The following is a 13,576-nucleotide window of genomic DNA, read 5'->3' on the forward strand; positions in this document are numbered from 1 at the left end:
GAGTACGCGCCACACGCGGCGCGTCATGGTGGCGCCGGGCAAATGGGATCAAACGATCTACCACCATACGCACCCTCCACCCCCGTAGGCAAACTGGCCCCGTCGCTGCAGGTCAGGACACAGGGTTGCCTCTGATGGAGAGCCTGTTCACCCGTTGGCGTACGGGTGGGCGTATGTCGAAGGCCCCATCCACTCGGACGGGGCCTTCGGGCGGTGTGGCTGGGGCCGGGGTCGAACCGGCGACCTTCCGCTTTTCAGGCGGACGCTCGTACCAACTGAGCTACCCAGCCACGGAGTCCCTCGCGGAACTCCAGCGGTCCTGACGGGATTTGAACCCGCGGCCTCCACCTTGACAGGGTGGCGAGCACTCCAAACTGCTCCACAGGACCTTGCTGTTGTGTGCGAACCAACCAGCTCAGTGTCGCACACCGTGTTACGTGCCCCCAACGGGATTCGAACCCGTGCTACCGCCTTGAAAGGGCGGCGTCCTAGGCCGCTAGACGATGAGGGCTATCGGCCCGCCTGGGCGCTTCTCAGCGCGTCGGGGACGTGAGAAGCATATGGGATGCGGCGAGGGTTCGCCAAAACGGTTTACGGCCCGGTCCGCGACGGGCTGCCGGACGGGCCCGGAGACGCGGGCGACGACGGCGCCGGGGACGAGGGCGGGGAGGCGGTCGAGGAAGGCGAAGCAGAAGGTGAGGACCGGGTCGGGGACGGCGTCGCCCCGGGCTTGTTCTCCTTCGGCAGATGGCGGCTGACCTCGGCCGTGGTCAGGCCCAGGCCGCCCAGCTTGATCTCGTCCCAGGCCTGGAGGCGGCGGGTGTCCCGGTCCAGGTAGAGCACCGAGGCCTCGATCGGATCGGGGTACTGCTGCTCCAGCGCCCGCAGCCCGCTGCCGCCCGTCGAGCCCTCGATGCGCAGCCGTGTGCCGTACTTCATGACCTCCATCTCCGGGTGGTGGAGGTGCCCGGCCAGGACCAGCGGGACCTCGCCGTCCGTCTGGCGGGCCGCGTCCGGGTTGTGGGCGATGGCCACGTCCACCGGCGTGCCCGCCGCCTCCTGGTCCCGCAACGCGGACGCCAGCCGGGCGCCGGCCAGCTCCTCCGACGGAAGCTGCCCGGGGTTCTTCGAGCGGTCCGGCGTGAACTGCGGGTCGCCCATGCCGGCGAAGCGCAGCCCGGCCACCGAGACCGCCCGGCCCTGGTCCAGGACGTGCACGTTCTTCATGTCCTCCAGGTACTGCTGGGTGATCATCGAGTCGTGGTTGCCGCGCACCCACACGTACGGCGCACCGAGGTTCGCGATCGGGTCCAGGAAGCCGTTCTCGGCCGCGGTCCCGTGGTCCATGGTGTCGCCGGAGTCGACGATGACGTCGATGTCGTACTGCTCGACCAGCGAGGCGATGATCTTCCAGCTCGCCGGGTTGAGGTGGATGTCGGACACGTGCAGGACCCGGATCGTGCTCGGGTCGGGCGCGTACGCGGGGAGGGTGGACGTGGCGTCGTAGAGCTTGGTGACGTTCGTCACCAGGCGCGCCAACTCCTTCTGGTAGACGTCGAACTCCGTGACGATGCTGCGCGCGTTGCCGACGACGGAGGGCGCGGAGGACAGCAGCCCGGAGAACTTGGGCTCCAGGACGGAGTTCGGGTTCCAGGTGGCGAAGGCCGTGCCGCCGGACGCGGCGAGCAGACCCAGGGCGAGGCCGCCGGCGGCGAGGGCGCGGCGCGGGCGGCGGTAGACGGCGAGGCCGAGTGCGGTGGCCCCCGAGACCACGGCCACGCAGGAGCGCAGGGCCAGGTCGAGCGTGCCGTGCTGGACGTCGCTCGCGATCTCGTCCTGGAGGCCGGAGATCCGCTCGGGGTGGTCGACCAGGGCCTGGGCGCGGACCGGGTCGAGCTGGTCCACGTTCACGTCGAGGCGGACGGGCGCGACATGGCTGCGCAGCTCCAGGGCGCCGAGCGGAGAGACGTTGATCTTCGTGCCGCCGTCGAGGGAGGGGCGCAGGGTCATCGTGGTGTTCATGGGCCCGACCGGCGCGCGGACGTTCCCCACGATCAGCAGGCCCAGCCAGGCGCCGAGCAGCACGACGGCGACGAGGCCGAGGACGCGGGTCCAGGGGTGGGGCTGGGGGACGAGTTCGACGGCCGGGTGCGACCGGCGCGCTCGGTACCGGCGGGCCAGGGCGCCGGGCGACTGTCGTACGCGGCGCAGGGCGGCGGCAGCGGTGGCGGGGACGCGAGCCATTGGTCCCGTATGCCCAGGTGCCGGGGCGGATATGCGGTGCGGCGTGTGACCTCGTACGTCCGTCGCACGTCCGTCGTACGCCCGTCGCACGTCCGTTTTCAGCCCGGTCGTGTCGCCTTCTGATCGTCGTACGACGGTTTGCACGAGGTTTCCGGCTCTCGTACGGGAGTGCCGTACCTGACAATGGCCGTGTGCTGGAGATGACGCGCGAGGAGTTCGAGGAGCTGGTCGCCGAGGCGCTGGACCGGATTCCACCGGAGCTGACGCGGCTGATGGACAACGTGGCGGTGTTCGTCGAGGACGAGCCGCCCGCGGACGACCCCGAGCTGCTCGGGCTGTACGAGGGGACTCCGCTGACAGACCGCGGCGAGTGGTACGCGGGGGTGCTGCCGGACCGGATCACCGTCTACCGGGGGCCGACGCTGCGGATGTGCGAGACGCGCGAGGACGTGGTCGCGGAGACCGAGGTGACCGTCGTGCACGAGATCGCACATCACTTCGGGATCGACGACGAGCGGCTGCACGCGCTCGGTTACGGCTGAGCCACGCTCGCCCGGTGCGCGTGTCCTCTTGTGGGCGGCGGGAGTTGGGCAGGTTGACTTCTCCCGTCCGCCCTCGGAGGTGGCTGCCCGTGCGCGCCTTGTACGTACCCGTCCGTCTGGCCGCCACGGTCATGGCCGTCGCCGCTGCCGCCGGCTGTGTGAGCGTGGGCGACGACGGGGCCGGGCCGGGGCCCTCGCACTCGGCCCGGCAGCGGGGCGGCGAGGAGCCGGACGGCGGACCGGGCTGGCCCGGCGGTGCCGGTGCCGGGTACCAGGGCGGACGTGAGAAGAGGGACACGGCCGCCGAACCCCACAAGTCGAAGTCCGCCTCCGCGGACCCCTCGGCCTCCGCTTCCGGGACCGAGAAGCCGTCCCCGGGAGCGACCGCGAAGGACGGCAAGGGCGGAAAGGGCGGAAAGGGCGGCGGAAAGAACGGCGGGCCGCAGCGGCCCGAGCCGCCGAAGGAGGAGCCGACCCCCACGCGCACGGAGGAGCAGCCCCCACCCACGAAGGAGCCGGAGTCCCCGGCCCCGCAGCCCTCCACGGCGGAACCGTCGTCCTCGGCCCACGAGCAGAACACCCAACTGGTGGACCGCGAACCGGCGCCCCGGGCGGGGGAAGCGGCGTAGGGCGCACCGGGACGTACCCATGGGCTCGCGTGAACCCCGCGCAGACCATGGGTGACTTCACAGATGAACGCCGGGCAGCCACCGCCTGCCCTGTGACGTTCCCCGGTCTCCCCGCGCTTGATCAACGGAGCCGGAATCGCCGGCCCGGGATCGACGAACTCGAGAACTCGAGGAGGGGACGCAGGTGCGTCTTTCGCGCGTTGCGTTGAGTGTGGGGCTGGCCGTGGCGATGGGGCTGCCGCTGGCCGGAGGTGCTCAGGCGGAGTCCGGGGCGGGCCGGATCACCGCCACCGACTGGGGCGCCACGCCCAGCACCGTGTTCACGATGGACCCGGTGAGCGGGCAGCCCACCGGGACCCTCGCCCAGGGCGAGGACGGCGTCCTCACACCGGACGGCTCACGCGTGGCGTACATCCGCGTCGACGACACGTGCATCCCGCAGACCGAGGGGTGCATGTACGCGCGCGACCTGGTGGTCTCCAGACCCGACGGCAGCGGACAGCGCCTCCTGGCCGAGGGCGTGCAGCCCGAAACGAACCACGCCCCCTACGTGGCCCACCCCGACTGGTCCCCGAACGGCAAGCGGATCGTCTACGACAGCCCGCGCGGCCTGGAATGGATCAAGGAGGACGGCAGCGGCCAGGAGATCCTCACTCCCTTCGGCAGCCGGGGCACGTTCTCGCCCGACGGCCGGAGCATCGCCTTCCACCGCACCACCCAGTGGGAGAGCGAGGAGGGCTGGGAGTCCGGCAGCGACCTCTACGTGCTGGACCTGGCCACCCGCGCGGTCCGCCAGGTGACGACGGACCACCAGCTCTGGGAGGACCCGGCCGACTGGTCGCCGGACGGGCAGCGCCTCGTGTACACCACCCCGGACAACGTCCGGATCGTCGACGTCACCACCGGCGCCGTCACCTTCGTCCCCACCACGGGCCTCTCCTACCCCCGGACCGCGGTGTACTCCCCGGACGGCACCCGGATCGCCTTCACCGCCGTCGACGTCGCCACCGACACGGTCCACACCTACGTGTACGACGGTACGGACGTCCGTGTCCTCTCCGACGGCCCGGTGACCCTGACGGACTGGATCCGCGGCTGACCCAGCCAGGCGCTCCGTGGGGCGTGCGGCCCCACGGAGCGCAAAAGCGTTCGCCAGCAATTTCGGCGAGGTGAGATCCTGGACCGCGTATGTCTACGCATCCTGCCCCCGCCCTCGGCGCCCTCGCCCCCCGCCTGGCCGAGCTGTCCCTGCGCGACGCGCACCGGCTCGGGCGCAGGCTCGAGGGCGCGCGCAAGATCCGTAAGCCGGAGGCCCGCGCCGCCGTCCTCGCCGAGATCGAGGCGGAGGTGGCGAAGGCCGAGGACCGGATGGCCGAACGGCGTGCCCGCGTGCCCGCCGTCACGTACCCCGAGCAACTCCCCGTCAGCCAGAAGAAGGACGAGATCGCCGAGGCCATCCGCGACCACCAGGTCGTGATCGTCGCCGGTGAGACGGGCTCCGGCAAGACCACGCAGATCCCGAAGATCTGTATGGAGCTGGGCCGGGGCGTCCGCGGCATGATCGGGCACACCCAGCCCCGCCGTATCGCCGCGCGGACCGTCGCCGAGCGCGTGGCGGAGGAGCTGGACACACCCCTGGGTGAGTCCGTCGGCTGGAAGGTGCGCTTCACCGATCAGGTGAACCCGGACGCCACCTTCGTCAAGCTGATGACGGACGGCATCCTGCTCGCCGAGATCCAGACGGACCGCGAGCTGCGCGCCTACGACACGATCATCATCGACGAGGCCCACGAGCGGTCCCTCAACATCGACTTCCTGCTGGGGTACCTGTCCCAGCTGCTGCCGAAGCGGCCGGACCTGAAGGTCGTCATCACGTCCGCGACCATCGACCCCGAGCGCTTCTCCCGCCACTTCGGCGACGCGCCGATCGTCGAGGTCAGCGGCCGGACGTACCCCGTGGAGGTGCGCTACCGCCCCCTCCTCGAAGAGGACTCCGACGACGCCGACCGCGACCAGATCACCGCGATCACGGACGCGGTCGAGGAGCTGATGGCCGAGGGCAAGGGCGACATCCTCGTCTTCCTCTCCGGCGAGCGCGAGATCCGCGACACGGCCGACGCGCTGACGAAGAAGCAGTACAGATTCACGGAGATCCTGCCGCTGTACGCCCGGCTGTCCCACGCCGAGCAGCACCGCGTCTTCCAGCCGCACACCGGCCGCCGGATCGTCCTCGCCACGAACGTCGCCGAGACCTCCCTGACCGTCCCGGGCATCAAGTACGTCATCGACCCCGGCTTCGCCCGCATCTCGCGCTACAGCCACCGCACGAAGGTCCAGCGCCTGCCCATCGAGCCGATCTCGCAGGCCAGCGCCAACCAGCGCAAGGGCCGCTGCGGCCGTACGAGCGACGGCATCTGCGTCCGGCTGTACAGCGAGGACGACTTCCTGGCCCGCCCGGAGTTCACGGACGCCGAGATCCTCCGTACGAACCTGGCGTCCGTCATCCTCCAGATGACCGCGGCCGGCCTCGGCGACATCGAGAAGTTCCCGTTCATCGACCCGCCGGACCACCGCAACATCCGCGACGGCGTCCAACTCCTCCAGGAGCTGGGAGCCCTCGATCCGGCCCAGAAGGACCCCCGCAAGCGGCTCACCGACACCGGCCGCAAGCTCGCCCAGCTGCCCGTGGACCCGCGGCTGGCCCGCATGGTCCTGGAGGCCGACAAGAACGGCTGCGTGCGCGAGGTCATGGTGATCGCCGCCGCGCTGTCCATCCAGGACCCGCGCGAGCGCCCCGCCGACAAACAGGCCCAGGCCGACCAGCAGCACGCCCGCTTCAAGGACGAGACCAGCGACTTCCTCGCGTACCTGAACCTCTGGCGGTACATCCGCGAGCAGCAGAAGGAGCGCGGGTCCTCGTCCTTCCGCCGTATGTGCAAGCAGGAGTACCTGAACTTCCTGCGGATCCGCGAGTGGCAGGACATCTACTCGCAGTTGAGGACCGTCGCCAAGCAGATGGGCATCCACCTCGGGGAGCCCTCGGCTGGAACTGACGCCCCAGCCGACCGCATCCACGTCTCGCTCCTCGCCGGCCTGCTCTCGCACATCGGCATGAAGGACGTGAAGGACTCCAAGGACTCGGGCCCGGGCGCGCGCAAGGACGGCGGCCGGAACGAGTACCTGGGCGCCCGCAACGCCAAGTTCGCCATCTTCCCGGGCTCCGCCCTCTTCAAGAAACCCCCGCGCTTCGTGATGTCGGCGGAGCTGGTGGAGACCTCCCGCCTCTGGGCCCGTGTCAACGCGCGCATCGAGCCCGAGTGGGTCGAGCCCCTCGCCGAGCACCTGCTGAAGCGCACGTACAGCGAGCCGCACTGGGAGAAGGACCAGGCCGCGGTCATGGCGTACGAGAAGGTCACCCTGTACGGCGTCCCGATCGTCGCCCAGCGCAAGGTGAACTACGGCCGGATCGACCCGGAGGCGAGCCGCGAACTTTTCATTCGCAACGCCCTGGTCGAGGGTGACTGGCGCACGCACCACAAGTTCTTCGCCGACAACCGCAGGCTCCTCAGCGAGGTCGAGGAACTGGAGCACCGGGCGCGGCGCCGGGACATCGTGGTCGACGACGAGACCCTGTTCGACTTCTACGACCAGCGCGTGCCCGAACACGTGGTCTCCGGCGCCCACTTCGACTCCTGGTGGAAGCGCAAGCGGCACGAGCAGCCCGACTACCTCGACTTCGAGCGGGAGATGCTCATCCGCGAGTCGGCGGAGGCGGTCACCAAGGCGGACTATCCGGACTCGTGGCGGCAGGGGCAGCTGAAGTTCCGTGTCACGTACCAGTTCGAGCCGGGCGCGGACGCCGACGGCGTGACCGTCCACGTCCCGCTCCAGGTGCTGAACCAGGTCACCGACGAGGGCTTCGACTGGCAGATCCCGGGCCTGCGGGAAGAACTCGTCACGGAGCTCATCCGCTCCCTCCCGAAGCCGATCCGCCGCAACTACGTGCCGGCGCCGAACTTCGCGAAGCGGTTCCTCGACACGGCGGTGCCCTCGCAGGAGCCGCTCACGGCCACCATGGCGCGCGAGCTGAAGCGCATGGTCGGTGTCCCCTTCGAGGCCGAGGACTTCGACTGGGCGAAGGTGCCGGACCACCTGCGCGTCACGTTCCGGATCGTGGACGAGCGCCGCCGCAAGCTGGCCGAGGACAAGGATCTGGAGGCCCTCAAGCTCCGGCTGAGGCCGAAGGCGAGGAAGGCCATCTCGCAGGCGGCCGCGGCCACGGCGGAGCGCCAGGGCGGGGAGTCCCTGGAGCGCACCGGCCTGACCGACTGGACGATCGGCTCCCTCACCCGCGTCTTCGAGACCCGTCGCGCCGGTCAGCCGGTCAAGGCGTACCCGGCGCTGGTGGACGACGGCGACACGGTCTCGGTCCGCCTCTTCGACACGGAGGAGGAACAGGCCGAGGCCATGTGGAAGGGCACGCGACGGCTGATCCTGCGCAACATCCCGGTCAACCCGGCGAAGTTCGCCTCGGAGAAGCTGACGAACCCCCAGAAGCTCGCCCTGTCCGCGAACCCCCACGGCTCCATCCAGGCCCTCTTCGACGACTGCGCGATGGCCGCGGCCGACAAGCTGATGGGGGACCTCGGCGGACCGGCCTGGGACGAGTCGTCGTACCGGAAGCTGTACGACAAGGTGCGCGCCGAGATCGTCGACACCACGGTCCGTACGGTCGGCCAGGTGCAGCAGGTGCTCGCCGCCTGGCAGGCCTGTGAGCGCCGTCTGAAGGCCGTACGCAGCCCCGCGCTGCTGCCGAACCTCCAGGACGTGCGGAAGCAGCTGGACGCCCTCGTGAGGCCCGGCTTCGTGACGGAGGCGGGGCTGCGGCGCCTGCCGGACCTGATGCGCTATCTGGTGGCCGCGGACCGGCGGCTGCAGCAGATGCCGACGAACGTCCAGCGGGACACCACGCGTATGGAGAAGGTCCACGAGATGCAGGACGAGTACGCCTGGCTGCTGGAGCAGATGCCGCGGGGCCGTCCGGTGCCGTCCTCCGTCCTGGACATCCGCTGGATGATCGAGGAGCTGCGCGTGAGCTACTTCGCCCATGCGCTGGGCACGGCGTACCCCGTCTCCGACAAGCGGATCGTGAAGGCCATCGACGCCGCCGTGCCGTGACCGTGCGGGTACGGTGGGTGAGTTCGACCGGGGGGCTCACCCTCCTGTACAGTCTCTTCTCGCAGCGCAACGCACGAATGGCGCCGCGAAACTCCCCCAGTGCCTTAAGGGCCTGGGAGGGGCTCCAGGTCCTGTGGAGCAGTTTGGAGTGCTCGCCACCCTGTCAAGGTGGAGGCCGCGGGTTCAAATCCCGTCAGGACCGCATTGATCGAAGGGCCCGCACCTGTCAAGGGTGCGGGCCCTTCGCCGTTCCGGCGGCTCCCGCCCGGGTCACCGGGTCGCGTCTCGCCTCCGCGCCCCTCAGGGGCGCGGGGAACCGCGCGAACAGCCCTCACCCGTCGGCACGCACCCCACCCGCCGACACGCACTCCACCCGCCCCAGCCACCACCCGTACCTGAGGGGCGGAGCCCCGCGGCATGGGCCCCGCGCGTCTTGACGGCGTCACATTCCATGGGTACTCCAGACAACAAGGGCTTTCCGACCCGGAGGTGGCGTATGGCGGCGTCCGCTCGGCACGAGACTCGCGCGTTGCTCCGTGCCCACCTGTCGGCCGCCTCCTCGTACCGCCATGTGACGCGGCACTGCCCGATCTGCCACCGGCTGCTGCGGCTGGCCATGGAGCCGGGGGAGCGGCGGCAACCGGGGCAACCGGGGGAGGACGAACCGCAGACGGCCGACGAGGACGACGCGCCCTCGTCCTCCCGCTCCTCCCGCTCCCCCGGCCCGCCCCTGCCCCGCCAGGCCCCCACCCCGCGCACCCCACAGCGCCTTTCCAAGGCGTGACGGACACCGATCCGGGATACCCAGCCCGCGGGGGCCCGAGGAACCCGCGGCGCCCCCCTGCGTTCCGAAGGCTCAACTGCCGCCCCCAATAGCGCAGATGCGCCACCAACAACAAGCATCCCGACATGTGACGGGTGTCACCCGCTGAGTTCCCAAAATGGCGGAACTTACCAGCCTCCTACAACAGGTCAATTTAATATGTGCAATTGCACCACTGACCGAGGCGTCCCGGCGGAGATCCGACACCCCTCCCCAGAGTCCGACAGGCTCGCGCACAGAGCGGCAGTCGAAGCCCCCACAAGCCCCGCACACGGCCCACCCGCGACCGTCACGCGCGAACACGACCCGCGTCCGCGCACAAAAAAGATCGCGCTGGACCCGGCGGAGTCCAGCGCGATCGACGACGCACCCTTGTCACATGCCTGCAGATGTGGTCCGCCAGGGAGTCCCGGGCGGTTCCGAAGAGCTTGGGCGTGGGCCCTGTTGGGGCAGGATCCCGCGTCGCTTGGAGCTGTGGATTGGGCGGCTCGACATATTGGGGGAACAGCCGATGCGCCCGGTTATGCGATGGTTCAGGCCTCGCTGCGCTGCTGCGGAATGCCCGCGAGCAGTGCGCGGACCTCAGCCTCGCGGTAACGGCGGTGCCCGCCGAGCGTACGGATGGACGTGAGCTTGCCGGCCTTCGCCCACCGCGTGACCGTCTTCGGGTCCACACGGAACATGGTGGCGACCTCAGCCGGGGTCAGCAGCGGCTCGGCATCAGGGGTGCGAGCGGTCATGAGCGGCCTCCTCGGGAGAACCGAACCTTCTCGGTTCTTTCCTCTAAATTCTGCACCTTGACCCGCGTTGCCCGAAATGGCGGACGCGAGTCGAGTCGGTTATAGGACGAACGGCTTGTCCTCGGCACTACAACTACACCATCTGTCCAGCCGCGTCGGCCAAACCGATGGAATTGCCCCTCCAGGTGTTCATCAGCGACGGAAGCCGATGGACTATGCCATAGCGGACAGTCACGCCACTGTGACGATCAGTCACAGTGGCGATCAGGAGTCACCAGACCCCCCATAGCGTGCAATGCTGAGATTCCGCCCATAGATGGGCAGAAGAAGTCTCCCCCGGACTCCTTGTCCTATTTTGGCATGAGGAGGGGCGTAAGAGGCAAGACCCTTGTAAGTGCAGTCCGTCACGCTTCACGACTGCTTGCTACAAAAGACCGGATCAGGACCTCTACGTCCCCCGTCGCCCCCCAACGCGCGCTTCGGTGCGTCAAGCCTGGGCCAAGGGTCGATAGTTCACCATGACATCACAGTTCGCGGAAAGCTCTTTCCATCACAGATCGCCAACTCTGTGGCTCGGGCCGCCGCGCGCCTCGCGTCTGAGGGGTCAGTTCGCCGAACGCCGGTCCCGTACGGCCCGCCAGCGCTCCACCAGACGCCCGTACGCCTCCCCGGCGGCCCCCTCGTCCCCGGTGCGCAGTGCCTCGATGCCCTCGGCCACGTCCGCGGCCGAGTGATCCCCGTCGAGCTGGTCGGCGGGCAGCACGTGCACCAGGCCGCCGTAGTCCAGCTCGACCAGCGAGCGCGGGTGGAACTCCTCCAGCCAGCGCCCCACGTCCACCAGGCCGTCGATCAGCGGCCCCTCGTCGATCATGTCCCGCATCGCCTTGAGCCCCCGGGCCACCCGCCGCCGCGCCTGCACCATCGGCGTCCGGTACCGCAGCGCCGGCGGAACCGCGTCCGACCCCTTGTCGTAGCGCCGCTCCTCGTCCCCCACCAGCACGAACCAGTTCAGCGGCACATGCCAGGTCGAGGTCCGGATCCACGGACGGGCATCGGGGTTGCGCTCCCTCCAGCGCTCGTAGTCCTGGGCGGCCTGGCGGCGCACGACCGGCGGCAGCACCGCGTCCAGGACTGGCGCGGGCAGCTCGTCGGCCAGGTCGCCGAGCGCCTGCCAGCCGCGCAGGCGGGTGCGCCACGGGCACACGTAGACCGCGTCCTCGACCTCCAGCACGAACGCGTCGCCGCTCTCGTGCACCGGCACGGGGACCGGCGGGGTGGGCAGCAGGTCCTCCAGTGAGCGGCGCAGTTCGTCCTGGTAGGAAGGGCGGTCCGGACGCCTCGCGTAGCGCGCCCAGTGGCTGCGTTCGGGCTCGGGGAAGGCGGCCAGCGGTTCGTACACACGCAGGTACGACGTGTACGGAACGATCACCGAGGACACCTTGGGCACGCCTGCTCCCTCCCCACGGGACCCGACACGAAACCCGGCCGCGTCCCTCGCGCGGGCGGGCGGGGAAACACTGCAAATCGTCCCACGCGCATGTGCGAACGTACTCCCCGGGAGGGTGATCCTGAACACTGCTGAGCACGGCGCGGATCGTGAGCGGACACAAGCCCTACGCTCATGCCACGGGCCCCGCCACCCGTACGGGAGCCCGCCCCCAACCGCCGCTACTTACCACGGGAGTCACCACCGTGACCGATGTAACCGGCGCGGCTGCTGATGTGCTGCGCACCCTGTTCCACTCGGACCAGGGGGGTCATGAGCAAGTCGTGCTCTGCCAGGACCGCGCGAGCGGCCTCAAGGCCGTCATCGCCATCCACTCCACCGCCCTGGGCCCCGCGCTCGGCGGCACGCGCTTCTATCCGTACGCCAACGAGGCCGAGGCCGTCGCCGACGCCCTGAACCTCGCACGCGGGATGTCCTACAAGAACGCCATGGCCGGTCTCGACCACGGCGGCGGCAAGGCCGTGATCATCGGAGACCCCGAGAAGATCAAGACCGAAGAGCTGCTGCTGGCGTACGGGCGTTTCGTGGCCTCGCTCGGCGGGCGGTACGTGACGGCCTGCGACGTCGGCACGTACGTGGCCGACATGGACGTCGTGGCCCGTGAGTGCCGCTGGACGACCGGCCGCTCCCCCGAGAAGGGCGGCGCCGGCGACTCGTCCGTGCTGACCGCCTTCGGCGTCTACCAGGGCATGCGGGCCTCGGCCGACCACCTGTGGGGCGACCCCTCACTGCGCGGTCGAACGGTCGGCATCGCGGGCGTGGGCAAGGTCGGGCACCACCTGGTGGAGCACCTGCTGAACGAGGGCGCCGAGGTCGTGATCACGGACGTGCGCGAGGAGGCCGTCCGGCGGATCACCGAGCGCCACCCGTCCGTCCGGGCCGTCGCCGACACGGACGCGCTGATCCGCGTGGAGGGCCTCGACATCTACGCCCCCTGCGCGCTGGGCGGCGCCCTGAACGACGACAGCGTGCCCGTGCTCACCGCCAGGGTGGTCTGCGGCGCGGCGAACAACCAGCTCGCGCACCCGGGCGTCGAGAAGGACCTCGCCGACCGGGGGATCCTCTACGCGCCGGACTACGTGGTGAACGCCGGCGGGGTCATCCAGGTGGCCGACGAGCTGCACGGGTTCGACTTCGAGCGGTGCAGGGCGAAGGCCGCGAAGATCTACGACACCACGCTCGAAATCTTCGCACGTGCGAATCAAGACGGCATCCCACCGGCCGCCGCAGCCGACCGGATCGCCGAGCAGCGGATGCACGAGGCGCCCTCGGCACGCGGACGCTGAGATTCCGTGGGGGCGCCCGCGAGGGTGCCCCCACGGGTTTGGCCGGTACCTGCCGGGGGGCACTTAGAGAGAACTCTCACGTCCGTCGGCGGGTCGTCCGCCAAGAAGTGGTTAAAATCGCCACTGACCAGCGAGGACAGGGCGCCTCGAAGGCCCTGGGCACACGGCTCTCCTGCGGGCGACGTACCGTATGGGCGCGGGCTCAGGTACCGTGGAAGCCCTACGGACGGTCTCTCCACGGAGAGCCCGTTCCAGATCATGAACGCGTCAAGACTCTGGGGCCGTCGAGCCCCGTCGTTGAGGGGGTCGAGCCATGGGGCGCGGCCGGGCCAAGGCCAAGCAGACGAAGGTCGCCCGCCAGCTGAAGTACAACAGCGGTGGGACTGACCTCTCACGCCTGGCCGAGGAGCTGGGCGCATCGACGTCGAACCAGTCGCCGAACGGCGACCGTTTCGAGGACGATGAGCATGACGACGACGACCTGTACTCCCGGTACGCCGACCTCTACGAGGACGACGACGAGGACGAGGGCGACAATTCCGCGCAGCAGCGCCGCGGCGCTTGACCCTGCACTGAGTCTCCACCCGGTCCGTGGCCCAGCCACGGACCGGGTTCTGTGCTGTCGGT

10 protein-coding genes and 4 tRNA genes are annotated in these 13,576 nt (G+C 69.9%); 8 read left to right on the forward strand and 6 right to left on the reverse strand.

Going from position 1 to position 13,576, the window contains the following annotated elements:
- Window positions 1-216 precede the first annotated feature (216 nt).
- From ACZ49J_RS07430 to ACZ49J_RS07445, 4 genes are all read right to left on the reverse strand, one after another.
- Window positions 217-290 (reverse strand) — tRNA-Phe (locus ACZ49J_RS07430).
- A 24-nt stretch (window positions 291-314) separates the two neighbouring features.
- Window positions 315-389, reverse strand: a tRNA-Asp gene (locus ACZ49J_RS07435).
- A 49-nt stretch (window positions 390-438) separates the two neighbouring features.
- Window positions 439-511: transfer RNA gene (locus ACZ49J_RS07440), tRNA-Glu, on the reverse strand.
- 80 nt (window positions 512-591) lie between these two features.
- Window positions 592-2,244 (reverse strand): metallophosphoesterase family protein, encoded by a 1,653-nt coding sequence (locus ACZ49J_RS07445; RefSeq protein ID WP_467446540.1) that lies wholly within the window; start codon window positions 2,242-2,244, stop codon window positions 592-594.
- A 191-nt stretch (window positions 2,245-2,435) separates the two neighbouring features.
- Here ACZ49J_RS07445 and ACZ49J_RS07450 point away from each other — a divergent pair, with 191 nt between their 5' ends.
- The 6 genes from ACZ49J_RS07450 to ACZ49J_RS07475 all read left to right on the forward strand — a co-directional run bounded on the left by ACZ49J_RS07450 (window position 2,436) and on the right by ACZ49J_RS07475 (window position 9,377).
- Window positions 2,436-2,786, forward strand: coding sequence for a metallopeptidase family protein (locus tag ACZ49J_RS07450; protein WP_190194089.1), 351 nt, complete (start codon window positions 2,436-2,438; stop codon window positions 2,784-2,786).
- A gap of 89 nt (window positions 2,787-2,875) precedes the next feature.
- Window positions 2,876-3,415, forward strand: a complete 540-nt coding sequence (locus ACZ49J_RS07455) for a hypothetical protein (RefSeq protein WP_467446542.1) — start codon at window positions 2,876-2,878, stop codon at window positions 3,413-3,415.
- Between the two features lie 184 nt (window positions 3,416-3,599).
- Complete coding sequence (locus ACZ49J_RS07460) at window positions 3,600-4,514, forward strand: TolB family protein (RefSeq protein ID WP_467446543.1); 915 nt, start codon at window positions 3,600-3,602, stop codon at window positions 4,512-4,514.
- 89 nt (window positions 4,515-4,603) lie between these two features.
- Window positions 4,604-8,593, forward strand: coding sequence for an ATP-dependent RNA helicase HrpA (gene hrpA / locus ACZ49J_RS07465; RefSeq protein WP_467446545.1), 3,990 nt, complete (start codon window positions 4,604-4,606; stop codon window positions 8,591-8,593).
- A 127-nt stretch (window positions 8,594-8,720) separates the two neighbouring features.
- Window positions 8,721-8,795: transfer RNA gene (locus ACZ49J_RS07470), tRNA-Asp, on the forward strand.
- A 294-nt stretch (window positions 8,796-9,089) separates the two neighbouring features.
- Window positions 9,090-9,377: a DUF6274 family protein gene (locus tag ACZ49J_RS07475; protein WP_467446546.1), complete on the forward strand. Its 288-nt coding sequence runs from the start codon at window positions 9,090-9,092 to the stop codon at window positions 9,375-9,377.
- Window positions 9,378-9,949: 572 nt separating this feature from the next.
- Here ACZ49J_RS07475 and bldC read toward each other — a convergent pair.
- The gene (bldC, locus tag ACZ49J_RS07480; RefSeq protein ID WP_003949541.1) at window positions 9,950-10,156 is read right to left on the reverse strand and encodes a developmental transcriptional regulator BldC; all 207 of its coding nucleotides are present in this window, start codon (window positions 10,154-10,156) and stop codon (window positions 9,950-9,952) included.
- A 604-nt stretch (window positions 10,157-10,760) separates the two neighbouring features.
- Window positions 10,761-11,603, reverse strand: a complete 843-nt coding sequence (locus ACZ49J_RS07485; RefSeq protein ID WP_467446548.1) for a DUF8083 family protein — start codon at window positions 11,601-11,603, stop codon at window positions 10,761-10,763.
- A 245-nt stretch (window positions 11,604-11,848) separates the two neighbouring features.
- Between ACZ49J_RS07485 and ACZ49J_RS07490 the strand changes: the two genes are divergently transcribed.
- On the forward strand, window positions 11,849-12,949 hold the full coding sequence (locus ACZ49J_RS07490) for a Leu/Phe/Val dehydrogenase (RefSeq protein WP_467446549.1): 1,101 nt from the start codon (window positions 11,849-11,851) through the stop codon (window positions 12,947-12,949).
- A gap of 313 nt (window positions 12,950-13,262) precedes the next feature.
- Window positions 13,263-13,514 (forward strand): DUF3073 domain-containing protein, encoded by a 252-nt coding sequence (locus tag ACZ49J_RS07495; RefSeq protein ID WP_467446550.1) that lies wholly within the window; start codon window positions 13,263-13,265, stop codon window positions 13,512-13,514.
- The last annotated feature ends 62 nt before the right edge of the window (window positions 13,515-13,576 follow it).

Source organism: Streptomyces sp. NPDC030840 (genome assembly GCF_055572015.1).